The sequence below is a fragment of the Thermomonas sp. genome (assembly GCF_029945965.1).
In the GTDB taxonomy this organism is placed as follows: domain Bacteria; phylum Pseudomonadota; class Gammaproteobacteria; order Xanthomonadales; family Xanthomonadaceae; genus Thermomonas.
The window spans coordinates 114,357-138,723 of sequence record NZ_JAQSDO010000006.1 but is presented as its reverse complement, the minus strand read 5'-3'; the positions used below and the strand labels follow the sequence as shown (position 1 = coordinate 138,723).

Genomic DNA, 24,367 nt, shown 5'->3' with positions numbered 1-24,367 from the left:
CAGATTCCTTGCATAGCGCTCATCCCATGTCCGCCATCCTTGCCCTGCCGACGCCCCTGTCCAGCGAACAAAGCGCATTGCTGGCGCAGTTCGCTGCGGGCACTGACAACGCCGGCCTGCTGTGGGCATCCGGCTATCTGGCAGGAATCGCACGCACGCCGGTACAGTTGACGCCGATCCATGCATCGCCCGCCGCAGTGCGCCCGGTAACCGTGTTGTTCGGCAGCCAGACCGGCAATGCCCGGCGTTCGGCGGAAGCACTGCACGCGAAGCTCGAAGCCGCCGGACTGCCTTCGCGCCTGCTGCGTATAGATGCTTATGCCACCCGCGATCTGGCCAGCGAGCGTCTGCTCTACATCATCATCAGCACCCAGGGCGAAGGCGATCCGCCGGATGACGCGATCGGTTTCACCGAATTCCTGTCGGGCAAACGCGCACCGAAGTTACCGGGGTTGAAGTTCGCGGTGCTCGGTTTGGGCGACATCAGTTACGCCGACTTCTGCGGCATCGCCCGCAAGATCGACGCGCGACTGACTGAGCTTGGCGCGCAGCGCGTAGCCGATGTCGGCTTGGCCGATCTCGACATCGACACGGTTGCCGGGCCTTGGCACGAAACCGCACTGATCCAGGCCCGCGAAGTACTGAAGGAGACCGCGCCGACTGCGCATGCCGCGGCGCACATGGCAACGGTCACCCCACTGCGTCCGCCGGCAAGCTGGTCGCACGAACGCCCGTTCCCTGCCGAGGTACTGGCCAACCAGCGCATCAGTGGCCGCGAGTTCAAGGGCACGGGTTTCCGCCGCTATGGCGATGTCGAAAAAGACGTGCGGCACATCGAGCTCTCGCTCGACGGTGCGGCTCTCGCGTACGAACCTGGCGATGCGCTGGGCATTCGCCATTGCAATCCTGAATCACTCGTTGCGTCGGTATTGCAGGCAACAAGACTCGATGGCGATGCCGTCGCCAGTATTGGCGACGAAACGCTGCCGTTGTCCGAATGGCTGGCTACCCGCCGCGAACTGACCCGATTGTCACGCGCATTTTTGTCGGTACATGCACAGCGCGCCGACGCCACCGAACTGCAACAGATGCTGGACGCTCCCCAGACTGGTGGAATGGCTGAATTGGTGGCCGACCACCAGTTGATCGATGTGCTCCGTCGCTGGCCAACCGATTGGGATGCCGATGCCCTGATCACTGCACTACGCCCGCAAGCCCAGCGGTTGTACTCGATTGCCTCTAGCCGCAAACGCGTAGGCAACGAAGCGCACCTGACCGTGGATATCCTCGACTACCAGGCCCATGGTCACGTGCATCTCGGTGCCGCCAGCGGCTACCTGGCCGCGCTGGATGAAAGCGAAAAGCTGCCGGTTTACATCGAACCGAATGAGCGCTTCCGGGTGCCAGCGGATGCATCGCGCGACATCATCATGGTCGGCCCCGGTACCGGCGTTGCGCCGTTCCGCGGCTTCGTGCAGGAGCGTGCCGAAACCGGAGCTTCCGGCCGCAACTGGCTGTTCTTCGGCGCGCGCCATTTCAACACCGACTTTCTCTACCAGACCGAGTGGCAGGACGCCCTGCAGCGCAAGCAATTGCATCGCCTCGACCTCGCGTTCTCACGCGACCAGCCCGACAAGGTCTATGTGCAGGATCGCCTGCGTCAGCATGGCGGCGAGCTGTACGAATGGCTGCAGAACGGCGCGCATTTTTATGTGTGCGGTTCGATCACGATGGGCAAGGACGTCCACGCCGCTCTGCGCGAAGTCATCACCACGCACAACGGCGGCGATATCGATGCGGCTGGCGAGTATCTCTCACGTCTGCAGGCCGAAGGCCGCTACGGCCGCGACGTCTACTGACCTCCACACACCACCAACACCACACGCATACCTTCAGCGAAGCCCATGCCATGAGCCATCCCTCTGTCGAAGACATCAAGGCCAACAGCCGCCACCTGCGCGGCACGCTGCTGCACGGCTTGGCCGACCCGGTGACGGGCTCGCTGTCCTTCGAAGACCAGCGTCTGGTCAAGTTTCACGGCACCTACCAGCAGGACGACCGAGACATCCGCGACGAACGTCGCCGCCAGAAACTTGAACCTGCACACCAGTTCATGATCCGTATCCGCGCACCGGGCGGCATGTTCAGCCCGGCGCAATGGCTGCAGCTGGACGCCATCGCCACGACGCATGCAAATCATTCTCTGCGCATCACCACACGCCAGACCTTCCAGTTCCACGGGGTGATCAAGCGCGAGTTGAAGGCGACCATGCAAGCGATCAATGCGTCGCTGCTGGATACTGTGTCCGCCTGCGGCGACGTCAACCGCAACGTGCTCGCGTCCAGCAACCCGTTGCAGTCGCGGCTGCACGCCCAGGTTCAAGACTGGGCGCAGCGACTGTCGGAAAAATTCCTGCCGAACACGCGCGCCTATTACGAGATCTGGCTGGACGAAGAAAAAGTTGCCGACAGCACCAACGTAGACGAGCCGCTATATGGCGCGACCTACCTGCCGCGCAAGTTCAAGATGGCGGTGGCGGTGCTGCCGCTCAACGACGTGGATGTGTTCGCCAACGATTTCGGCCTGATCGCGATTGTCGATGAACACGGCGCACTGGCCGGCTTCAACGTGGCCATCGGTGGCGGCATGGGCGCCAGTCATGGCGATGCCGCAACCTATCCACGGCTGGCCGACGTGATCGGCTTCGTCACGCCCGAACGTGTCCTGGCTATCGCGGAAGCGGCAATCACCGTGCAGCGCGATCTTGGCGACCGCGTCGAACGCAAGCACGCACGCTTCAAGTACACCATCGATACGCACGGGCTGGACGCCATCGTCGCGCTGATGGAAGCGCGCGCCGGCTTCAAGCTGGAACCGGCGCGCGCGTTCTCGTTCGACCACAACGGCGATCGCTTCGGCTGGGTCGAAGACGAGGACGGCCATGGTCACCTGACCCTGCGCATTCCGGCCGGGCGCATCCTCGATAGCGAACAGGGACAGCACCTGACGGGCCTGCGCGAAATCGCCCGCATCCACCCGGGAGAATTCCGGCTGACCGCGAACCAGAACCTGGTGATTGCCGGCGTGCCTGCTGGGCAACGCGCGCGCATCGATGCGCTGGTCGCCACTTACGGACTCGACGTCCATGCGCGCGCCAGTGGCTTGCGGCTGAATGCCCTGGCCTGCGTGGCGTTACCCACCTGCGCACTGGCGATGGCCGAAGCCGAACGCTACCTGCCGGAGTTGCTGGACAAGGCCGAAGTCCTGCTGGGCAAACACGGCCTGCTGGATGCGCCGATCCACCTGCGCATCAGTGGCTGCCCGAATGGTTGCTCGCGCCCGTATCTGGGCGAGATCGCCCTGGTCGGCAAGGCACCTGGCCGCTACAACCTGATGCTAGGCGCAGACCATCGCGGACAACGCCTGAACGTCCTGCATCGCGAAAACATCGACGAGGCCGCGATTCTTTCGACGCTCGACGAGTTGTTCGCGCGCTATGCCGCGCAGCGCACGCCAGATCAGTCTTCTCTTGAAAAGCGTTTCGGTGACTTCCTGATTGATGCAGGCATCGTCACGCCACTTGCCAGACCACGCAACGACATCGCCATCGAGGTGATTGCATGAACGCACCAGATCCCATCGCCGCCGCCGAATCCCCGCAGGCGCTCGCTGCACTCAACCGCTGGCTGGATCGTCTGTCCGCGCACCAGCGCATCGCCTGGGCGCTCGAATGCCTGTCCGGGCCGCATGCGCTGTCGACCAGCTTCGGCGTGCAGTCAGCGGTGTCCCTGCATCTGCTGACCCAAGTCAAGCCCGACATCCCGGTGATCCTGGTCGATACCGGTTATCTCTTTGCCGACACTTATCGTTATGCCGACACCTTGCACGAACGCTTCGGCCTGAACCTGCACGTGCTGCGACCGCTACTCGGCAGCAGCTGGATGGAAGCGCGCGTCGGCAAGTTGTGGGAAGACGGCATCGAAGGCCTGCAGCGCTACAACCAACTGCACAAGGTCGAACCGATGCAGCGTGCGTTGCGCGAGCTCGACGTGCGTTGCTGGTTCGCCGGCCTGCGCCGCATGCAATCGCCGAGCCGCGCCAGCACCGATATCCTGGAACTGCGCGACGGGCGCTGGAAGCTGCATCCGATTGCCGACTGGGACGACCTCGACATCGCGGCGTATGCCATGCAGCACGACCTGCCCGAGCATCCGTTGTCGCGACAGGGCTATGTCTCGGTCGGCGATGTACACACCACCCGCCCGCTGCGGCCCGGCATGGACAAGGCACAGGCACGTTTCTTTGGCCTGACCCGCGAATGCGGGCTGCATATCGGTAACGAGACCAGTGCCGCTGCCTGATCGGCGGCATGCAGTTGCGAAACGAGCGCGCGATCAGGCCGCGATTGGCTGGCGTAATTCCATCCAGTGTGGCGGCTGCGGCCAGCTTGCCTCCTGGTTGCCTTCCAGAACACGGCGCAGATCGCGCCGGTCGAGTTGCGGGGCCAAACCATGCAGCAATGCAAGTGCATAGTCGCGCAGTACGCGGCCACGCGGGATCACCGCCCAAGTGATGCACTCGGGTAATTCGGCAGGCGCGGGCAGGATGCGAAGGTCAGCATCCTCGCGCTGGCCGATCGCCATTTCCGCCAGCAGACCGGCACCCAATCCGGCACGCACATAGGTCTTGATCAGGTTGGCATCGCGCGCGGTCATCGCCACCTGCGGACTGACCCCGGCGCCGGCGAAGGCGCGCTGCAGCGAAGAGTCCGCGCGCGTCGAGGACTCGTAACTGATCAAGGGATGCCGTGCGAGTTCGGTCAGGCTCGGTGCGCGTTGAAGTGCAGCGAGTGGATGCGTGTCCTGCACCAGCAGCACCCGCCGCCAGCGGAACAACGGCACCGCGACGCCGCCCTGCGGCTCGCTGCCGGCAGTGCTGATCAGGGCGAGGTCGGCCTGGTCGAGCGCGCCCAGCACTTCGGAATCACCGGCGGCCAGCAGGTCGACATTGACCCGCGGGAAGTCGCGCTTGATCGCCGCGATCACCGGCGGCAGCACGTAGCGGGCCTGGGTATGGGTAGTCGCCAGCAACAGGCGACCGCTGTGCTCGCCACGCTCGTTGGCGGCGTAGCTGCGGATGTTGGCGGTTTCCGCCAGTACCCGGCGCGCATGCTCGATCACCTGGCCACCGGCCGGCGCGATGCAGTCCAGGCTTCGCCCCTTGCGAATGAACAGCTGGAAGCCCAGCTCATCCTCCAACTGCTTGAGCTGCTTGGACAGGCCGGGCTGGGTGGCATGCACACGTTCCGCGGCCTGGGTGATATTCAGGCCGGAATCGGCGATGGCCACGAGATAGCGGAGCTGGGTCAGGGTCATGGCGGTAATATATATCGCTATATCCGTATCAAGCGATAAACATAACCAAGCGGCGCACCCATGTCCAGACTTGGCTTATGCCATGACGACATAAACACAGGCGCCGTCATCATTTTGGGATCGGCAGGATCGGCATGTAGCGTCATCCCATGCCTGCCACCCTGCAAACCACATCGCCACCGTTGTTCCCTGTGTTCACCGACCTGCGCGGTCGCCGCGTGCTGGTGGTGGGCGGCGGCAGCGTCGCCCAGCGCAAATGCGAGGCCCTGCTGGAAGCCGGCGCGTTGGTTGTGATCGGCGCACCGGAACTGGTGACGACGCTGGCGCAATGGGTGCAGCAGGGACGCATCGTGCATCTGGCCGGCGAATTCGCCCCCACATGGCTGGACGATGTCTGGCTGACGATTGCCGCGACCGACGACCCCGACACCAACCACGCCGTGGTCGCTGCTGCCGATACGCGCCGGATCTGGGCCAATGCCGTGGACGATGCCGATGCCTCGCGTTTCCACATGCCGGCCCGGATCACTCGTGGCCCCTTGCAGGTCGCGATCTCAAGCGGTGGCGGCGCGCCGATGCTGGCACGGCTGGTGCGCGAGCAACTGGAAACCCAGTTCGACGAATCCTTCGGCGTGCTTGCCGAGCTGCTGACCCGGCATCGCCAGCGCATCCGTACACGCTGGCCGGAGTTAGGCGCGCGCCGTCGCGGCTTCGCGCGGCTGCTGGCTGGCCCGTTGCAGGCGTTGCTGCGCAAGCGCCAGCACATCGCTGCCGAACATGCCTTCGACCAGGCCCTGCGCGCGGACGATGTGCTCGCCACGCAAGGATCGGTGGCATTGGTCGGCGCTGGTCCGGGCGATCCGGGCCTGCTGACCCTGCGCGGCCTGCGTGTGCTGAACGAAGCGGATGTGATCCTGCATGACAGGCTGGTCAGCGACGAGGTGCTGGCACTCGCGCGCCGCGACGCCGAACGCATCAGCGTCGGCAAGCTGGTCGGCGAAGGCGGCACCAGCCAGAGTCAGATCAACGCGCTACTGATCGAACACGCCAAGGCCGGCAAGCGGGTGGTGCGATTGAAAGGTGGCGATGCCTTTGTGTTCGGACGTGGCGGCGAAGAGTTGGAAGCGCTGCAGGCTGCAGGTATCGTCTTCGAAGTGGTGCCGGGGATTACCGCCGCGCTGGCATGCGCCGCGTATGCCGGCATCCCGCTGACCCATCGCGAGCATGCGCAATCGTTGCAACTGGTGACCGCGCACGGACAGGCATCGCTGGACCGCCTCGACTGGGCGTCACTGGCCACGGGCAACCAGACGCTCGCGTTCTACATGGGCGTGTCCGGGCTGGAACGCATCCGCGACCAACTGGTTGCACACGGTCGTGTGCCATCCACGCCGTTCGCGATCATCGAGAACGGCAGCCGGCCGGAGCAGCGCGTGATTGCCGGGAAATTGTCCGCTTTGCCCGAGCTGGCGCGTTCACACAAGGTATGCGCACCCGCGCTGCTGATCGTCGGTGAGGTGGCGGTGCTGGCCACGCGCCTGCACTGGTTCGGCAGCGAGGCCTTAACAACCGCTGGTGCAGGATGTGATGGCACGCCCGCAATGGCCCACATCGGCGACATCGCCCAGGCTGCCTGACCAGCTTGAACCACCTGCATTGCTTGCCACTTTTCTTGCCTCTTTCCTGGGAATAGACATGAGCCTGTACGACAGCATCCTCGACACCATCGGTTCTACCCCCATCGTCAAGCTGCACCGGATCGCACCCAAGCACGTGACTCTCTATGCGAAGGTCGAATCGTTCAATCCAGGCGGTTCGGTCAAGGACCGGCTGGCAATCGCGATCATCCTGGACGCCGAAGCCAAGGGCCTGCTAAAGCCCGGCGACACCGTGATCGAGGCAACCTCCGGTAATACCGGCGTCGCACTGGCCATGGTCTGTGCCGCACGCGGCTACAACTTCGTCGCGACGATGGCGGAGAGCTTCTCTATCGAACGTCGCAAGCTGATGCGCGCGTATGGCGCCAAGGTGATCCTGACCCCGGCCGCCGAACGCGGTTCCGGCATGGTGCGCAAGGCCGAAGAACTCGCCGCGAAACATGGCTGGTTGTATGCCAACCAATTCCGCAATCCGGCCAATCCCGACTACCACGCCTCGACCACCGGACCTGAGATCCTGAGCGACTTCGCTGGCAAGCGGCTGGATTATTTCGTCAGCGGCTGGGGCACCGGTGGCACCATGAGCGGCGCCGGGCGCGTGCTCAAGGCGGCAAGACCGGGCCTGAAGATCGTCACCACGGAACCGGCGGTTGCGGCATTGCTGGCTGGCGACGAATGGCATCCCCACAAGATCCAGGGCTGGACCCCGGACTTCATCCCCGACGTCCTCGACCGCAAGATCTTCGATGACAACATCGCGATCGATGATGTGGTCGCGCGTGATACCTCGCGCCGGCTGGCGCAGGAGGAAGGCCTGTTCGTCGGCATCTCGGCTGGCGCTACGGTGGCGGCGGCATTGCGGGTCGCGGACACTGCCCCGGAAGACACGGTGCTATTGGCGATGTTGCCCGACACCGGAGAACGTTACCTGTCGACCTTCCTGTTCGAAGGTGTCAACGATGGCTCGGATGACGAGTGGTTGGCAGCGCTGGGCTGAAGCACGGAGGTCGGTGATTTCGACATTTTTTTCCTCGTACCCGGTCGCCTGGATTGATCTGGCGGTTTACCCTTCACCCATGAGCGAGCCCGAAGCGATCCAAGACTCCAACGCACGCGACCCCCGCGCCGCCGCGCGCACTGTCTGGACCCGCGCGGTGTTGGGCGACCCCGATGCCAATCCGGTGCGCGCGTCGATGGATGCCGGCTTCCGCAGCTACTGGCGGGTGCATACCCCAGACGGCACCGGCCTCTTGAAGAGCGCCATCGTCATGGATTCGCCGCCGGACCAGGATGACGTGCGGCCGTGGCTGAAGATTCGCACCTTGCTGGAATCCGGCGGCGTGCGCGTACCGGGCGTGCTGGCGCAGGATGTCGAGGCCGGCTTCCTGTTGCTGGAAGACCTGGGCCCGGACACTTACCTGCACGTGATCGACACCGGCAATGCCGACCTGTTGTTCGACCATGCAATCAGCCAGCTGCTGAAGCTGCAGGCGATCGCCCCGCCGGCCGACCTGCCCGGCTACGACGATGCAATGCTGGCGCGCGAATTGCACCTGTTCGACGAATGGTTTTGCGGCCACCACCTCGGCATGAACCTGGACCGCGACGACATGCAGACGCTGGATGACGCCTATCGCGTGCTGATCGACAACGCGCTGGCGCAACCGCAGGTGCTGGTCCATCGCGACTTCATGCCACGCAACCTGATGCCCGTGCAGGCCCGGCTGGAGGATGGTGCCCCCGATGGCCCGGCGGTACTCGATTTCCAGGATGCGGTGCGCGGTCCGATCGCCTATGACGCGCTGAGCCTGTTCAAGGATGCATTCCTGAGCTGGCCACGGCTGCGCGTATCCATCTGGCTGGAGCTTTACCACGCCCGCGCGACCGAAGCCGGCCTGCCGGTACCGCCGCTGGTGCAATTCATGCGCGACGCGGAACTTATTGGCGTGCAACGACACCTGAAGGTGATCGGAATCTTCGCCCGCCTGCATCATCGCGACGGCAAACCCAAATACCTGGCCGACGTGCCACGCTTCTTCATCTATCTCGATGGCGTGCTCCCGCGTTACCCGGAGCTGTCGGGACTGCGTCGCTTCATCGAGCACAAAGTGAAACCCGCGGTCGCACGGTTGCAGGCCGTGGCGCCGGCGTGAAAGCCCTGGTGTTCGCGGCGGGCCTGGGCGAACGCATGCGCCCGCTGACCGAAAGCACGCCCAAGCCCCTGCTCAGTGTTGGTGGCAAGCGCCTGATCGAATGGCATTTGGAGAAACTCGCGGCGGTCGGCGTTGATGGAGTCGTGGTCAATACCTCATGGCTGGCCGACCAGTTCCCGCAGGTATTGGGCAACGGCTCACGCTGGGGCCTGCATATCCATTACGCGTATGAAGGCAGTACACCGCTGGAAACCGGCGGCGGCATGTGCAATGCCCTTCAATGGCTGGGCGACGCACCGTTCATCGCGGTCAATGGCGATATCTGGTGCGACGTGAATTTCGCCTCGCTCCCGCGCGAACCCGAGGGCGACGCGCACCTGCTGCTGGTCGACAATCCCGTGCACAACCCGCGTGGCGATTTCGCCTTGGGCAATGATGACCATGTGCATTCCGGTGGCGACACACGGCTGACGTTCTCCGGCATCGGCATGTACCGCGCATCGCTGCTTACCGACTGGCGCGCCGTCATCGGTGATGTTGCCGGGACCAAGCTGACCCCGCCGCGCTTCAAGCTCGCTCCCTTGTTGCGCGCGGCGATGGCCCGCGGCGCAGTGACCGGAGCGCACCACCGCGGGCGCTGGACCGATGTCGGCACACCCGAACGCTTGCAGTTGCTTGATGAAGCTCTAACAACCGAAGTTCAGGCGGTGTCGAGCAACTGACGCAGGAACGGCACGGTAATCCGTCGCTGCGCCGCCAGCGATGCCCGATCAATCTGTTCGAACATCGCGGTCAAGTCGGACAGGTCGCGGCTGCAGCGGGTCAGCAGCCAGTCCAGCGCGGCCTCATCGAAGGCCAATCCGCGCGATGCCGCGCGCTGGCGCAACACTGCCGCGCGACCGGCATCATCCAGCGCGCGCAAGGGCACCAGGGTGCATTGCGCCAACCGCGAACGCAGGTCTGGAAGCGTCACCTGCAACATGGCGGGCGCCGGAACTGCCGAATAAATCAACCCGACCCCGGCATCGCGCAGGCGGTTGTGCAGATCGAACAGGGCGACTTCGTCGTCATGCTCGCCGCTGATCGCATCCAGGTCGTCCAGCGCCACCAGATCCGCATGTTCGAACCCTACGAACGCATCACGCGCATGTCCGCGCACACGTGCAAGCGAGAGGTACTGCGGGCGTTTGCCTGCTGCCTCGGCAGCGGCACAGGTGCCGAGCAGTAGGTGGGTCTTGCCGCTGCCGTTGCTGCCTTGCAGGTAAAGCGCATCAGGCATACCGCCCTCGGCCAGCAACTGCAGGCGCTCGATCACGCCACTGGCCGCGCCGACATAAGTTGCCAAGCGTTGCTCGGGCGGAAAGCGCAGTGCCAGCGGCAACTGCGGTACCAGTGGTTGGCTCCGCGCCATCTCAGGCCGCTGGAGTTTCGTCGTTGGTCAACGCGGCATCGGGTGCATCGTCAAGGCCTTCGTGCAGCAGGATCGGCGGCCGTTCGCCCGCATATAGCCGGCTTCCGGTATAGCGTTCATGCGCATAGTGCAGCAGCACGTTCGCCACTGCCGCGACCGGCAATGCCAGCAGCATGCCGAGGAACCCGAACAACTGGCCACCGGCGAGCACCGCGAAAATCACCGCCATCGGATGCAGGCCGATGCGGTCGCCGACCAGTTTCGGGGTCAGCAAGTAACTTTCGATCACCTGGCCAATCGTGAACACCACGGCTACGCCGGCAAGATGCTGCCAATCCCCGAACTGCACCAATGCAGCAATACTGCCGAGCACGATGACCGTCGCCGGCCCCAAGTAAGGAACGAAGGTCAATAGGCCGCCGATCAGGCCGATCAGGATGCCCAGGTCCAGGCCAATCCACCACAGGCCGACGCCATACAGCACGCCCATGATCAGCATCACCAGCATTTGCCCGCGCAGGAAGCCGCCGAGTACCGCGTCAGACTCCATCGCCAGCTTGCGCACGATGCTGAAATGATCGCGCGGAATGAGTGCGCCGACGCGCCCCACCAGCAGGTCCCAGTCGCGCAAGAAGAAAAATGTCAGCACTGGTAACAACACGATGTTGGCCACCATGCCGAGCACTGCAAAACCCGAGCGCGACACATAACCGAGCACCGTCGTGGCGAAGCCACCAGCCTCTTCCCAATGTTCACGGATCAGGATGAAAAGGCGACTCGGGTCGAGCCAGGCCAGGATCTGCAGCCCGGTTCGCTGTTCCAGCCATGGCAGCGCCGTGCCGATGAACCAGTCGCGATAGCGCGGCAGCGATTCCATCAGGGTCAGGACCTGACGCTCAAGCAAGGGCACCAGGATCACCAGCGCGAGGATCAGCACCAGGCACATCACGCTGAACACCATGATCACCGCGGTATTGCGTGAACGCCCCGCGCGTTCCAGTCGGTCGACCAGCGGATCACCCAGCCAGCCCAGCAGGGCGGCAAACACGAACGGACTCAGGATCGGCGCCAGCAGCCACACCAGACCCAGCACGCCCAAGCTGAGTGCCGTCCACTGCAAGCGGCGCAGGAAATCCGCGATACCGCCCAGGTCGCTTCCCATGTCGTGGGCCATCAGTATTCCCGGCCACCAAGGCGGAAGGTGGTTACGCCTGCTGCAGGCAGTGAACTCGGGGTACCCGCCGATACTCCGTCTCCAGCGTCGACCGGATTGCCGTTGCCGACGCTGTTGTCGACTTGCAACAAAACGCCATTGCGCCCCACGTAGCGCGCGAAGCCATCCACGCCGGTAGCCAGGTCAAGCTCCAGTTCCAGCGTATCTCCGGTTGCGAATACCGGCTGTACGCGCCTCACGATCGAAAGACCGTCCAGGTAGCCAGCCAGGCGCATGTAATCGTCGGCACTGGCCACGCCCAGGATGCGCACGCGAAACCTGCCGGGAGGACCGCCGCTGCCGGATTTGGCATAACGCTTGAACAGCGCATTGGCAGCACCATCGGCACCGCCGCTCATGGCGCGGCGTGCATCCGGGCTGCTGGTGGCCCATTGCGACAGGACCTTGCCCTTGTCGACGAAGGTCCAGTCCGCGACCCAACCACCTGCGCCGCGGTACAACTTGCCCAGCAATTGCATCGGCGGGCTGTAGCGACTCGACAGGCTGGCGATGGCCGCGGTATCGCCGCGCCAGATCGCGCCCACTGCCGCCTGCTCGGCTGCATTACCACCCGGCAGGCCGAGCGCGAAACCGCGCGCGTTGGCCTGGTCCAGCACCGAGCGTGCGGCATTGGCCTGGGCCAACCCGACCAAGCGCGCACCACTGCCATCGTCGATCGCCAGCCACAGCACCGGCTTGGCGCGCGGCAGCGGCCACACCGGCAACCCGAGCATCCCGACCAGGCTGTCCACGGCATCGCGCTTGAAGCGCGTGACCAGGATGGTCTTGAAACTCGGCGAGCCGTTGGCCGACACGCCTTCGTCCTGCCGATAGTCGTATCCGTCGACGTAGTCCTTGGCCTTGGCCAGCTCCTCGCGCACGCCCGGTCGCGATGCCGCAGCGGTGTCGCCGGTGGCGCTGGCCAACACCTGCGCCAGCGCTCGCCCGAAGGCTGCTCCGCGCTCCCCGTCAGTCTGGTTGCGCACGCTGGTTTCGGCCTCGTAAGCACCCGTGGCCGACGCCCGGTCACCTTCCGTGCGCTGGGCAGTAGCCAGCCCGCTGGCAAGCAGTAGTGACACCGCCAACAGCAACCATGATGTCCGCCGCAACCCGTGACTCAATCCTTGCATCGCCTGACTGTCCTTGCCCGGCACGATGCCCGGCATGGGGGAATGGTGCCGCAGCGGGGCCAGCACGTCCACGCCGGGACGGCCTTCACGTTAAAATGGCGGACTTGCAGGCGCGCTCGCGCCAACGCGTCGAGGCCTCCGTGACCCAACCCACTCCCCTGACCTACCGCGATGCAGGCGTCGATATCGATGCCGGCAATGAACTCGTCGAGCGCATCAAGCCGCTGGTGCGGCGCAGCTTCCGGCCCGAAGTGATGGGCGGGCTAGGCGGATTCGGTGCGCTGTTCGACCTGTCCGGCAAGTATCGCGAGCCGGTGCTGGTCTCGGGTACCGACGGCGTCGGCACAAAGCTCAAGCTGGCCCAGCAATACGGCCGTCACGACACCATCGGCATCGACCTGGTCGCGATGTGCGTGAACGACGTACTGGTGCAAGGCGCCGAGCCACTGTTTTTCCTCGACTATTTCGCAACCGGCAAGCTGGACATCGATACCACCGTGGCAGTCGTCGGCGGCATAGCAGCCGGTTGCACCGAGTCCGGCTGCGCGCTGATTGGCGGCGAAACCGCAGAGATGCCAGACATGTACGCGCCTGGCGAATACGACCTGGCCGGTTTCTGCGTGGCCGCGGTGGAAAAATCGAAGCTGATCGATGGCAGCAATGTCCAAGCCGGCGATGTGCTGGTCGGCATCGCCTCCAGCGGCCCGCACTCGAATGGTTATTCGCTGGTGCGCAGGATCTTTGATCGCGCCGGCCGGCCGGGCGATCTGGATCTTGGCGGCATCAGCCTGATCGACGCCTTGATGGCGCCGACCAAGCTCTACGTGAAACCAATACTGGAACTGCTGTCGCTGCACGAACCGCATGCAATGGCGCACATCACCGGTGGTGGCCTGACCGAGAACATCATCCGGGTGATTCCTGACGGACTAGCGCTGGACATCGAGGCCAGTGCCATCGTGCTGCCGCCAGTGTTCGACTGGCTGCAGCGCGAAGGCGCGGTGCCGGCCGCGGAAATGTGGCGGACCTTCAACTGCGGGATTGGATTTGTGCTGGTGCTGGCGCCGGATGATGTCGCAGCGGTGTCCGCCGACCTCGACCGCATGGGCCTGGCCCATCGGCCGATCGGGCAGGTCGTGGCGCATGCAGGTGGTGAGCGTGTGCGGATTGGTTGAGAACGCAGCCTCACTCCCATGACTGCGCGTATCACCGTCCTAGCCTCCGGTAGCGGTAGCAACCTGCAGGCATTGCTGGATGCCATCGATGCCGGCCAGCTGGATGCACAGGTCGTCGGTGTGTTCTCCGACAAGCCGGCTGCGTTCGCGCTGCAGCGCGTTCCCGAGCCATTGCGCTGGTCGCGCGTGCCCAAGGAGTACGCATCCCGCGAGGCATTCGATGCCGATCTAGCCGACGCAGTGGCAGCTACAACTCCGGATTGGGTGATCTGCGCCGGCTACATGCGCATCCTAGGCGCGGCATTCGTCGAACGCTTCCGCGGACGCGTGCTGAACATCCATCCTTCACTGCTGCCCAAATATCGCGGCCTGCACACGCATGCGCGTGCGCTGGAGGCAAGCGATGCCGAACACGGCGCCAGCATGCATTTCGTGATTCCTGAACTGGATGCCGGTGCGGTAATCGCCCAGGCGCCGGTGCTGGTACTCGCCGGTGATACCGCGGAAAGCCTTGCCCGGCGGGTGCTGCAGGTCGAGCACCGGTTGCTGGTGCATGTAGCCAAGCTGGCGGCCGAAGGACGACTGGCTGAACACGACGGCGTCGCCATCCTCGATGGTCATCCCCTGTTTACGCCGCAGCGGCTAGAGTTCGCTCCCACATGGCCGCCAGTTGCCTAGCTCATCTCGGCGGCCAATTTCAATTGAAAACAACAATTTGCCTATGAAATCCATGCGTTCCATCTTGCCCGCGACCGCCTTGCTGCTTGCCTGCATGGCCAGTCCTGCCTGGGCGGTCAAACCCTTCGTGGCCGATTACGAAGCGACGGTGAAAGGCGTCATCCATGCCGATGCGCAGATGAAGCTGACGTCTGCAGGCGGTAATCGCTGGAACTACGAGCTCAGCGTGAACAATCCGATTGCCTCCGTGCGCCAGACCACCGTGTTCGAAGACAGGGACGGCACTTGGCGCCCGTTGTCCGGTAACGATTCCACCCAGATGCTGATCAAGAAGTCGCAGAAGAATGCGAGCTACGACTGGATCGCTGGCGAGGCGCGCTGGAGCGGCGACGTCAAGCCCGACCGCATGGGCCCGGTAAAGCTGCAGGCTGGCGACGTGGACGCGATGATGCTCAACCTGGTCATCGTCCGCGATGTCGCCGCCGGCAAGTCACTCAGCTACCGCATGGTCGACAACGGCCTGGCCCGCCAGCAGACCTACCAGAACCTTGGCCAGGAAAAAATCACGGTGGCCGGCAAGCCGAAGACCGCGACCAAGGTCAGCCGCAGCAGCGAAGGCAAGCTGGTCACCGTATGGGTGGTCGAGGGTTTGCCAGTGCCGGCGCGGATCCTGCAGCAGGACGATGGCAAGGACTCGTTGGACCTGGTCCTGAAATCGGTGAACTGACGCGCCGCACGCCAGATGAAACCGGTCGTGTGAAAAAGCCCCGCAATGCGGGGCTTTTTTGTGGTCCTGCCGATACCGGCGTCAGTCGATCCTGCGAATGCTCGCGCCCAAGCCCGACAGCTTGGCTTCGATGTTCTCGTAGCCACGATCCAGGTGGTAGATGCGGTCGATGGTGGTTTCGCCATCGGCGACCAGCCCGGCCAGGATCAGCGACGCCGAGGCGCGCAGGTCGGTCGCCATCACCGGCGCACCGCTGAGTTTCTCGACCCCACGTACCACCGCGGTATGTCCATCGACGCGGATATCCGCACCCAGCCGCACCAACTCGTTCACGTGCATGAAGCGGTTTTCGAAGATGGTTTCGTTGATCACTCCAACCCCGTCGGCCATGCAGTTCATGGCCATGAATTGCGCCTGCATGTCGGTCGGGAATGCCGGGTGCGGCGCGGTAGTGAGATTGACCGCGCGCGGGCGCTTGCCGCCCATGTCCAGGGTGATGCAGCCCTCTTCGATATCGATGCGAGCGCCAGCTTCGCGCAGCTTGTCGAGCACCGCGTCCATCGTCTCCGGGCGTGCATGGGTGGCGACAATGCGGCCACCGGTCATGGCAGCGGCGACCAGGAAGGTGCCGGTCTCGATGCGGTCAGCGACCACCGCATGCGTGCAGCCCTGCAGCCGTTCCACGCCATGCACCACGATCCGCGACGTACCCGCACCTTCGATGCTGGCGCCCATTGCGACCAGGCATTCGGCCAGGTCGACGATCTCAGGTTCCATCGCCGCGTTCTCGAGCACACTGGTGCCGTCTGCCAACGCTGCCGCCATCAGCACGTTTTCGGTCGCGCCCACGCTGACCATATCGAACACATGGCGCGCGCCGCGCAGCCGGCCCTCGACGCGCCCCTTGATGAAGCCGTGCTCGACCGTGATTTCGGCGCCCAGCGCCTGCAGGCCCTTGATATGCAAGTCAACCGGACGCGAACCAATCGCGCATCCCCCGGGCAGCGAGACCTCGGCATCGCCGAAGCGCGCCAGCAGTGGCCCCAGCACCAGCACTGACGCGCGCATGGTCTTGACCAGTTCGTAGGGCGCGACATGGCTGTTGACACTGCGCGGGTCCACGGTCATCGCATCGCCGGCGTGCTCGACACCCGCCCCAAGGCCAGCCAGAAGCTTCGCGGTGGTCAGCACATCATGCAGGCACGGGACATTGGTGATGCGAACCGGCGTATCGGCCAGCAAGGTCGCACACAGGATCGGCAACACCGCGTTCTTGGCGCCGGAAATGCGCACTTCGCCGCTCAGGCGCGCACCGCCATGGACCAGGATCTTCTGCATCAGGCGGCGGCCTCGGCGATGGTCAGCGTACGCAGTTGCAGGGCATGGATTTCACCACCCATGCGCGCGCCCAGGGTGGCGTAGACCATGCGGTGGCGGGCCAGCGGCAGCTTGCCGGCAAAGGCATCGCAGACCACGGTGGCCTCGAAGTGCACGCCATCGTCGCCCTGCACCTGCGCACTGGCGCCGGGCAGGCCGGTTTCTATCATCTGGCGAATCGCATCGGCGTTCATGACTGGTCGGCAAGCGCTCGCGTAAACTGAATGAGCCAGTCTAACGGATGCCTCTTTGAAAACGCTTGCCGTGCCTCCTGCAGGGCTTCCTGCCCGTCCAACCAGTCCTGACGACAGTTTCGACTTCGCCGCCAGTGGGCGTCGCGTGTTCGCGCTCGAGCGCGAGGCGCTGGATGCCGTGGCGTCACGCATCGATGGCGCGTTCAGCGCTACCTGCCGTGCGATCCTGGCCTGTCGCGGGCGAGTGGTGTGCACCGGCATGGGCAAGTCCGGGCACGTGGCCCGCAAGATCGCGGCGACCCTGGCCTCCACCGGCACCCCTTCCTTCTACATGCATCCGGGCGAAGCCGGCCACGGCGACCTGGGCATGGTCACCGACGCCGACATCGTGCTGGCGCTATCGTATTCCGGGGAAAGCGACGAGATCCTGATGCTGTTGCCGGTGCTCAAGCGCCAGGGCAATACCGTGGTCGCGATGACCGGACGGACGGATTCCACCTTGTCGCGCGAAAGCGATATCCATCTCGACGTGGGTGTACCGACCGAGGCCTGCCCGCTTGCGCTGGCGCCGACCTCCAGCACCACCGCCGCGCTGGCGATGGGCGATGCGCTGGCAGTGGCATTGCTGGATGCCCGCGGCTTCACCGCCGACGACTTCGCCCGCTCGCATCCGGCCGGCGCACTCGGCCGGCGCCTGCTGCTGCATATCACCGACGTGATGCACGCCGGCGATGACGTGCCGCGGATCCACCCTGAAGCCAGCATCAGCGAGGCGCTGGTGGAAATGAGCCGCAAGCGTCTGGGCATGACCGCGGTGGTCGATGCCGAAGGCCGCCTGCTCGGCCTGTATACCGACGGTGACCTGCGCCGCAGCCTGGACGATGCCAAGGTCGACCTGCGCAACACGACCATTGCTGCAGTGATGACGCGCTCGCCGCGGACAATTGACGCGGGCGCACTGGCAGTTGAGGCCGCGCAGCTGATGGAAGCCCACAAGATCAATGCGCTGCTGGTGGTCGATGGCGAGCAGCGCGTGGTTGGTGCGCTCAACATCCACGACCTGCTGCGCGCGCGGGTGGTGTAATGACAGCCGTTGCCTGTCCCGGTACCTATCCCGCCGATGTTCTGCAACGTGCCGCCGGCATTCGCCTGATCGGCTTCGACGTGGACGGCACCCTGACCGATGGCCACCTGATTTATGGCACCGACGGCCACGAGGCCAAGTCGTTCCATGTACAGGACGGCCTGGGCCTGGTCTTGCTGCGCCACGCCGGGATCGCAACCGCATTGGTCACGGCACGCAACAGCACGGTCGTCGAACAACGCGGCCGTGAACTGCAGATCCCGCACGTGCACGTCGGCGAACGCGGCAAGCTGGCCTGTATTCAGAAGATCGCTGCCGGCATGGGCATTGGCATGGAAGCAGTCGCCTTCATGGGCGACGACCTGCCCGACCTGGCGACCCTGCGCGGCGTCGGCTTGGCCATCGCGCCAGCTGATGCACATGCATGGGTGCTCGACGAGGCGCACTGGGTCACGTTGCGCACCGGCGGCACAGGCGCCGCGCGCGAAGCTTGCGACCTGCTGCTGTACGCGCAGGGCAAGGTCGACGCGATCCTGGCTCACGGGGAACACCCCTGATGAGAGCCGCCATGAACTGGCGCGGCGGACTCACCATTATTTTGCTGCTAGCGGTCATAGCCAGCGGCTGGTCGGTGTGGACGCATTCCGAAGATGCCCCGGATTCGAACGTGGTCAAGCGCCCGGATTACGTACTGCGCGACTACGAGATCGTCTCGCTGGACAGTGAGGGCAAGGAAGCCTTCACCCTGCGTGGCCCTGAGCTGCAACGCGACCTCGGCGCCAAGTCGATGACCCTGCTGACGCCGCTGTTCCTGGTACCCGATCGCAACGGCGCCTACTGGGAGATCCGCGCCAAGCACGGCTTCGTGCCGGAGGACGGCAAGGAACTGCGCCTGCGCGGTGAGGTGGTCGCCACCAGTCCCGTGCAGGCACCGCCACCCACGCGTATCGAGACCTCGGAGCTGAACCTGTTCCCACGCGCGAACCGGGCCACCTCCTCGGTTGCCGTGACCATCACCCGGCCCGGCCTTACAATGCGCGGCCGTGGCCTGGAAGCGGACTTCAACCGCCAGCAGGCCACCCTCCTATCTGATGTCACTGCCCGCTATGTCCCTTCGCCCCATTGATTTCGCGGCCACTGCCGTGGCCGTGCTCGCCGCTGTTTTTGCAGCCGGCGCCAGCGCGCGTACGTCCGACCGCAACCAACCGATGCACATCGGTGCCGACCTTGGCACGCTCAGCATGAGCGGCAACGGCCAAACCGTGCTGACTGGCAACGTCACCATCAACCAGGGCAGCCTGAACGTACTCGCGGCAAAGGCAGTGATCGACCAAGGCGATGGCGACATCAACCGCGCGCAAATGAGTGGTGGCGTGACCCTCAAGCAACAATTGGACGATGGCAGTCCGATCCACGTGACTTCGAGCAACGTGGACTACAACCTCAAGACCGAAGTTGTCATCTTCACTGGGAATGTCGTGATCACCCAGCCGCGCGGCACGCTGAATGGTCAGCGCGTGGTCTACAGCATGAAGACCGGTCAGGTCGAAAGCGGTGGCAGCGGCAATGGCCGCGTGAAGATGACGATCCTGCCCAAGAGTGCACAGGGCAAGAGCGCGCAAGCGGCGCCGAAGCCGACAGCACCGGCCAGCGAGAGCAAGCCCTGATGCTGGTGGTCAAGGGCCTGCGCAAGCGTTACAACTCGCGCGAGGTCGTGCGCGACTTTGGCCTGACGCTGGACGCCGGCGAAGTGGTCGGCCTTCTCGGTCCCAACGGCGCAGGCAAGACCACCTGCTTCTACATGATCGTCGGATTGGTGCCTGCCGATGCCGGCAGTATTACCCTGGATGGCAACGACATCACCCAGCAGCCGATGTACGCGCGCGCCAAGCTGGGCGTGGGCTACCTGCCACAGGAACCGTCAGTGTTCCGCAAACTGTCGGTCGCCGACAACATCCGGCTGGTGCTGGAGCTGCGCGCGGACCTGGACCACAACGGTCGAGAACGTGAACTGTCCGACCTGCTCGACGAACTGCAGATCGGCCACGTCGCCGACCAAGCCGGCGCCAGCCTGTCCGGCGGTGAGCGGCGCCGGGTCGAGATCGCCCGCGCGCTGGCCGGCAAGCCGCGCCTGATCCTGCTGGATGAACCCTTCGCCGGCGTCGATCCGATCTCTGTCAACGAGATCCAGCGCATCGTCAAGCACCTGAAGGATCGCGGCATCGGCGTACTGATCACCGACCACAACGTGCGCGAAACCCTGGGCATCTGCGACCGCGCCTATATCCTGGCCGACGGCGCAGTGCTGGCGCAGGGAGCCCCGGATGTGCTGCTGGCCAATCCGGACGTGCGCCGGGTCTACCTGGGCGATGCTTTCCGGCTTTGAATCCAGGCATTGAATCCGGGTTTCCCCGCGATTGTCCGGCTTCGATAGCCTGACTACAGTTTTTTAAAGCGGTGGACGATATGCTCAGTCCATGAAGCCGCGCTTGTCCCCCGCGCTGCACCAGCACCTGATCCTGACGCCACAACTGCGCCAGGCGATCCGTCTGTTGCAGCTGTCCACCGCCGAGCTTGAACTCGAAGTCGCCGAGGCGATGGCCAGCAATCCGCTGTTGGACTGGGTGGAAGACAATGCTGCAGGGCCTGCGGACGTGCATGAAACGCGCGATGCCGATGGCGCCGAGGCCCCGCAAGAGCAGGAGTTCGTCGAGGAACGCTGGGACCGCGAAAGCGAACCCTGGCAGGAACGGATCGGTCCGTCTTCGGATGGTGGTGATGGCTTCGATGCCGCCAGCGAACGCGCCGCAAGCTCGGAAACCTTGCACGACCATCTTTTCTGGCAACTCCACCTGGGCCATTTCAGCCACCGCGACCTGTCCATCGGGGTGGCCCTGATTGATGCCATCGACGATGACGGTTACCTGCGCGACGGCATGGACGCCATCGCCGAAAGCCTGGAACCGGAGGTGCAGGCAAGCCCCAGCGAGATCCTCCTGGTGCTGCACAGGATCCAGCAGTTCGACCCGGTCGGTGTCGGCGCGCGCGACCTGGGCGAATGCCTGCGCCTGCAATTACGCGCGCTGGAGCCGGACACACCCGGCCGCGCCCTGGCCATCACTGTCACTGAAGGCGCTTTGGCCAGACTGCCGAAAATCGGCATCGAAGGCCTGTGTGCGGAGCTCGACTGTCTCCGCGAGGAGGCGCAGGCCGCGGTCGAACTGATGCGCAGCCTGGATCCGCGTCCAGGCGCGCAGCACGGCGACATGCCTGCCGGCACCTATGTCACGCCGGATTGCGTGATCTGGCGCCAGCAGGGCCTGTGGCGGGTAGCGCTGGCCGCCGGCGCGACGCCGCGCATCGCCATCCATCGCGGCTACGAACAGATGATCCAGGGCGCCAGCAGCAGCGATGCCGACTATCTGCGTGGTCGCCTGCAGGAAGCGCGCTGGCTGTTGAAAGGTCTGGAGTCGCGCGCGGACACGTTGTTGCGGGTGGTGCGCTGCCTGGTGCGCGAACAAGCCGGGTTCCTCGAATTCGGTGCGCAGGCGCTGCAGCCGCTGACCCTGCGCAGCATTGCCGGCGAGCTGGGCCTGCATGAATCCACGGTGTCGCGGGCGATCGCGCGCAAGTACGTGCGCACCCCGCGCGGCACGATTGCCTTGCGTGATTTTTTCGCCTCCGGCATCGAGACCGAAGGCGGCGGCAGCGCTTCCAGCACCGCCATCCAGGACATGATCCGCAAGCTGGTCGAAGCCGAAGATCCGCGCAAGCCGATGTCAGACGCGCGGCTGGCCGAGACGCTCAAGGCAGAGGGCGTCCCGGTTGCCCGGCGCACCGTCGCCAAGTATCGCGAGGCAATACACATTCCCCCATCCCACGAACGCGTGCGCATCGGCTAGGCTGGAGGCACGCGACCCGCCGCCCGGACCCCACCGGCCGGCCCATCACGTCGAAGGAGGTTCACATGCAGATCGAAACCCACGGCCAGCAAATGGAAGTCACCCCGGCCCTGCGCGATTACGTGGAAACTCACCTAGCCCGCCTCTCGCGACATTTCGACCACCCATGCGAGATCCGCGTCCAGCTTGGCCTGGACAAGCCCGAGCATCGCGCCGAGGCCACCATCACCCTGGACGGCCGCGCCCCCCTGCATGCGATTGCCAATGGCGTGGACATGTATGCCGCCATCGACTTGTTGAGCGACAAACTCGATCGCCTGTTGATGAAGCACAAGGAGCGCATGACCGACCACCACCGCGGCGAGAGCATCGCCCATGACGGCACCCTTGGCTGACCGCAGGCCGAAGCGCCGCGAGCCATTCCTGGTGAATCGATGAACGCCGCCCGCATTACCGCCGCGGAGCTGTTCGAGCAGCAACATGAGCGGCTCGCACTGCGCTGGATCGCCGGCCAGCAAGGCGCGGCGCTGCGTGTCGTGGAAGCCGTGGACACGGTGGCGCGGCGGCCTTCGCTGGCCGGTTACCTCAACACCATCTATCCGAACAAGGTGCAAATATTAGGCACCGAGGAACTGGCCTGGCTGGATAGACTGGATGCGCGCCAGCGTTGGGAAATCATCCAGCGACTGATCAACTATCGGCCACTGGCGCTGGTGATCAGCAAGAACCAGCTATGCCCCGACGACCTGCGCATCGCCGCCGAGGAATCCGACACTCCACTGTGGGGCTCGCCACTGCGCGGCCATGAACTGCTCAACCACCTGCAGTACCGGCTGGCGCGCACGCTGGCGCCGCGAATCAGCATGCACGGCGTGTTCATGGAGATCTATTCGATCGGCGTACTGATCACCGGCGAGTCTGGCTCGGGCAAGAGCGAGCTGGCGCTGGAACTGGTCACACGCGGCCATCGACTGGTCGCCGACGACGCACCCGAGTTCACCCAGATCGCACCTGACGTGCTCGACGGCACCTGCCCCGAACTGCTGCAGGACATGCTGGAACTGCGCGGCCTTGGCGTGCTCAACATCCGCCAGATGTTCGGCGACACCGCAGTCAAGCGGAACAAGTACCTGCGGCTGATCGTGCATCTCAGCAAGCCATCGTTGGAAGCCCGGCCAGATGGCCTGGAGCGCCTGACCGGTGACATCAGCAACCGGCGCCTGCTGGACCTGGACGTACCGATGATCACCCTGCCGGTGATGGCCGGGCGCAACCTGGCGGTACTCGCCGAGGCCGCCACCCGCATGCATATCCTGCGCTCCAAGGGCATGGATCCGGCGGCGGCATTCATGGCCCGCCACAGCAATTTCCTGGAACGCGCGCAATGACCACACCGCCGCCGATGCCCGCACCGCCGCCACTGGTCATCGTCAGCGGCATGTCCGGCTCCGGCAAGTCGGTCGCGTTGAATACGTTCGAGGATCTGGGCTACTACTGCGTCGACAACCTGCCGGCAGAGCTGCTGCCGGAATTCGTGCGGCGCATGCTGGCCAATGCCAATCCGCCGGAAAAGATCGCAGTAGGGATCGATGCACGCAGCCTCGGCGACCTGGGCGACGTGCCCGACGCACTTTCGCAGATCGGCGCACTGGGCCTGGATCCGAAACTGCTGTTCTTCGAAACCGCCGACGACACCCTGCTGCGCCGTTACGCCGACACCCGCCGCCGGCATCCCTTGAGCCACCTCGGGCTGGTATTGGCCGATGCGATTTCGCTGGAGCGACAGGCATTGAAACCGTTACGGCAGATCGCCGACCACGTGATCGACACCAGCACGCTCAACGTCCACCAGATGCGTCGGCAGTTGCTGACCGAATACGGCCTGAGCGGCGCCGGCCTGTCGCTGCTGTTCGAATCCTTCGCCTACCGACACGGCGTGCCACCAGACGCGGACTTCGTGTTCGATGCGCGCGTGCTGCCGAATCCGCATTGGGATGCGCGCCTGCGCCCGCTGTCGGGCCGTGATGCCGATGTCCGCGACTATCTGGAAGGCCAAGAAGATGTGCTGGCCTATGTGGGCCAGATACAGGGTTTCCTCGACACATGGCTGCCCAAGCTGCAGAAGGACACGCGCAGCTACGTCACCGTCGCATTCGGCTGCACCGGCGGACGGCATCGCTCGGTGTATCTGGCCGAACGCCTGGCCCGACATTGCCGCGAAACCGACTGGGCTGAGGTCGCCACTTACCATCGCGAACTGGATTGACCGCCACGCATAAGGCACTTCAC

25 protein-coding genes are annotated in these 24,367 nt (G+C 64.6%); 19 read left to right on the top strand and 6 right to left on the bottom strand.

Annotated elements, in window-relative coordinates; translation table 11 throughout:
- Positions 1-26: 26 nt before the first annotated feature.
- From PSV05_RS01935 to PSV05_RS01925, 3 genes are read left to right on the top strand one after another with little or no spacing between them, the layout of a single operon-like run.
- Positions 27-1,859, top strand: a complete 1,833-nt coding sequence (locus PSV05_RS01935; RefSeq protein WP_300060645.1) for an assimilatory sulfite reductase (NADPH) flavoprotein subunit — start codon at positions 27-29, stop codon at positions 1,857-1,859.
- Positions 1,856-3,625, top strand: coding sequence for an assimilatory sulfite reductase (NADPH) hemoprotein subunit (gene cysI, locus PSV05_RS01930; protein WP_300061337.1), 1,770 nt, complete (start codon positions 1,856-1,858; stop codon positions 3,623-3,625). Before PSV05_RS01935 ends, cysI begins: the two co-directional genes overlap by 4 nt.
- Positions 3,622-4,362: a phosphoadenylyl-sulfate reductase gene (locus PSV05_RS01925; RefSeq protein ID WP_300060642.1), complete on the top strand. Its 741-nt coding sequence runs from the start codon at positions 3,622-3,624 to the stop codon at positions 4,360-4,362. The genes cysI and PSV05_RS01925 overlap by 4 nt, the downstream gene beginning before the upstream one ends.
- A 33-nt stretch (positions 4,363-4,395) precedes the next feature.
- Here PSV05_RS01925 and PSV05_RS01920 read toward each other — a convergent pair whose 3' ends face one another.
- Positions 4,396-5,376, bottom strand: a complete 981-nt coding sequence (locus PSV05_RS01920; protein WP_300060639.1) for a LysR family transcriptional regulator — start codon at positions 5,374-5,376, stop codon at positions 4,396-4,398.
- A gap of 149 nt (positions 5,377-5,525) precedes the next feature.
- On the opposite strand from PSV05_RS01920, the gene cysG reads away from it, so the two are divergent.
- From cysG to murU, 4 genes are all read left to right on the top strand, one after another.
- Positions 5,526-7,013 carry a siroheme synthase CysG gene (gene cysG, locus PSV05_RS01915; protein ID WP_300060636.1) on the top strand — a complete coding sequence of 496 codons (1,488 nt, stop codon included), beginning with the start codon at positions 5,526-5,528 and terminating at the stop codon, positions 7,011-7,013.
- A 58-nt stretch (positions 7,014-7,071) separates the two neighbouring features.
- Entirely contained in the window at positions 7,072-8,031 is a 960-nt protein-coding gene (cysK, locus tag PSV05_RS01910) for a cysteine synthase A (protein ID WP_300060634.1), read from the top strand.
- 196 nt (positions 8,032-8,227) lie between these two features.
- Positions 8,228-9,187 carry a phosphotransferase gene (locus PSV05_RS01905; protein WP_300061335.1) on the top strand — a complete coding sequence of 320 codons (960 nt, stop codon included), beginning with the start codon at positions 8,228-8,230 and terminating at the stop codon, positions 9,185-9,187.
- Positions 9,184-9,909, top strand: a complete 726-nt coding sequence (gene murU, locus PSV05_RS01900) for an N-acetylmuramate alpha-1-phosphate uridylyltransferase MurU (protein WP_300060631.1) — start codon at positions 9,184-9,186, stop codon at positions 9,907-9,909. The genes PSV05_RS01905 and murU overlap by 4 nt, the downstream gene beginning before the upstream one ends.
- On the opposite strand, the gene hda is transcribed toward murU, so the two are convergent.
- The 3 genes from hda to PSV05_RS01885 are packed head-to-tail and all read right to left on the bottom strand — an operon-like array spanning position 9,888 to position 12,977.
- Positions 9,888-10,598, bottom strand: a complete 711-nt coding sequence (hda, locus tag PSV05_RS01895; RefSeq protein WP_300060628.1) for a DnaA regulatory inactivator Hda — start codon at positions 10,596-10,598, stop codon at positions 9,888-9,890. The genes murU and hda overlap by 22 nt on opposite strands.
- Before the next feature lies 1 nt (position 10,599).
- Positions 10,600-11,760, bottom strand: a complete 1,161-nt coding sequence (locus PSV05_RS01890; RefSeq protein WP_300061332.1) for an AI-2E family transporter — start codon at positions 11,758-11,760, stop codon at positions 10,600-10,602.
- Positions 11,761-11,771: 11 nt separating this feature from the next.
- Positions 11,772-12,977: a DUF2066 domain-containing protein gene (locus tag PSV05_RS01885; protein ID WP_300060625.1), complete on the bottom strand. Its 1,206-nt coding sequence runs from the start codon at positions 12,975-12,977 to the stop codon at positions 11,772-11,774.
- A gap of 68 nt (positions 12,978-13,045) precedes the next feature.
- On the opposite strand from PSV05_RS01885, the gene purM reads away from it, so the two are divergent.
- The 3 genes from purM to PSV05_RS01870 are packed head-to-tail and all read left to right on the top strand — an operon-like array spanning position 13,046 to position 15,521.
- The gene (gene purM / locus PSV05_RS01880; protein WP_300060622.1) at positions 13,046-14,116 is read left to right on the top strand and encodes a phosphoribosylformylglycinamidine cyclo-ligase; all 1,071 of its coding nucleotides are present in this window, start codon (positions 13,046-13,048) and stop codon (positions 14,114-14,116) included.
- A gap of 18 nt (positions 14,117-14,134) precedes the next feature.
- The gene (purN, locus tag PSV05_RS01875) at positions 14,135-14,794 is read left to right on the top strand and encodes a phosphoribosylglycinamide formyltransferase (protein ID WP_300060619.1); all 660 of its coding nucleotides are present in this window, start codon (positions 14,135-14,137) and stop codon (positions 14,792-14,794) included.
- A gap of 43 nt (positions 14,795-14,837) precedes the next feature.
- Positions 14,838-15,521 carry a DUF3108 domain-containing protein gene (locus PSV05_RS01870; RefSeq protein WP_300060616.1) on the top strand — a complete coding sequence of 228 codons (684 nt, stop codon included), beginning with the start codon at positions 14,838-14,840 and terminating at the stop codon, positions 15,519-15,521.
- Positions 15,522-15,602: 81 nt separating this feature from the next.
- Here PSV05_RS01870 and murA read toward each other — a convergent pair whose 3' ends face one another.
- Together murA and PSV05_RS01860 are read right to left on the bottom strand one after the other, a co-directional pair.
- Positions 15,603-16,859: a UDP-N-acetylglucosamine 1-carboxyvinyltransferase gene (murA, locus tag PSV05_RS01865; protein WP_300060613.1), complete on the bottom strand. Its 1,257-nt coding sequence runs from the start codon at positions 16,857-16,859 to the stop codon at positions 15,603-15,605.
- A complete protein-coding gene (locus tag PSV05_RS01860) occupies positions 16,859-17,092 on the bottom strand; it encodes a BolA/IbaG family iron-sulfur metabolism protein (protein ID WP_300060610.1) in 234 nt (77 codons plus the stop codon). Before PSV05_RS01860 ends, murA begins: the two co-directional genes overlap by 1 nt.
- A gap of 70 nt (positions 17,093-17,162) precedes the next feature.
- Between PSV05_RS01860 and PSV05_RS01855 the strand changes: the two genes are divergently transcribed.
- The 9 genes from PSV05_RS01855 to rapZ all read left to right on the top strand — a co-directional run bounded on the left by PSV05_RS01855 (position 17,163) and on the right by rapZ (position 24,344).
- Positions 17,163-18,176, top strand: coding sequence for a KpsF/GutQ family sugar-phosphate isomerase (locus PSV05_RS01855; protein WP_300061329.1), 1,014 nt, complete (start codon positions 17,163-17,165; stop codon positions 18,174-18,176).
- The gene (locus PSV05_RS01850; protein ID WP_300060607.1) at positions 18,176-18,733 is read left to right on the top strand and encodes an HAD hydrolase family protein; all 558 of its coding nucleotides are present in this window, start codon (positions 18,176-18,178) and stop codon (positions 18,731-18,733) included. The genes PSV05_RS01855 and PSV05_RS01850 overlap by 1 nt, the downstream gene beginning before the upstream one ends.
- An 11-nt stretch (positions 18,734-18,744) precedes the next feature.
- Positions 18,745-19,302 (top strand): LPS export ABC transporter periplasmic protein LptC, encoded by a 558-nt coding sequence (lptC, locus tag PSV05_RS01845; protein WP_300060604.1) that lies wholly within the window; start codon positions 18,745-18,747, stop codon positions 19,300-19,302.
- Positions 19,283-19,843, top strand: a complete 561-nt coding sequence (gene lptA, locus PSV05_RS01840) for a lipopolysaccharide transport periplasmic protein LptA (RefSeq protein WP_300060601.1) — start codon at positions 19,283-19,285, stop codon at positions 19,841-19,843. Before lptC ends, lptA begins: the two co-directional genes overlap by 20 nt.
- A complete protein-coding gene (gene lptB, locus PSV05_RS01835) occupies positions 19,843-20,562 on the top strand; it encodes an LPS export ABC transporter ATP-binding protein (RefSeq protein ID WP_300060598.1) in 720 nt (239 codons plus the stop codon). The genes lptA and lptB overlap by 1 nt, the downstream gene beginning before the upstream one ends.
- A gap of 91 nt (positions 20,563-20,653) precedes the next feature.
- Positions 20,654-22,078, top strand: a complete 1,425-nt coding sequence (locus PSV05_RS01830; RefSeq protein WP_300060595.1) for an RNA polymerase factor sigma-54 — start codon at positions 20,654-20,656, stop codon at positions 22,076-22,078.
- Between the two features lie 65 nt (positions 22,079-22,143).
- Positions 22,144-22,473, top strand: coding sequence for a ribosome-associated translation inhibitor RaiA (gene raiA, locus PSV05_RS01825; RefSeq protein WP_300060592.1), 330 nt, complete (start codon positions 22,144-22,146; stop codon positions 22,471-22,473).
- A gap of 39 nt (positions 22,474-22,512) precedes the next feature.
- Entirely contained in the window at positions 22,513-23,466 is a 954-nt protein-coding gene (gene hprK / locus PSV05_RS01820; protein WP_300060589.1) for an HPr(Ser) kinase/phosphatase, read from the top strand.
- A complete protein-coding gene (gene rapZ / locus PSV05_RS01815) occupies positions 23,463-24,344 on the top strand; it encodes an RNase adapter RapZ (RefSeq protein WP_300060586.1) in 882 nt (293 codons plus the stop codon). Before hprK ends, rapZ begins: the two co-directional genes overlap by 4 nt.
- Positions 24,345-24,367 lie beyond the last annotated feature (23 nt).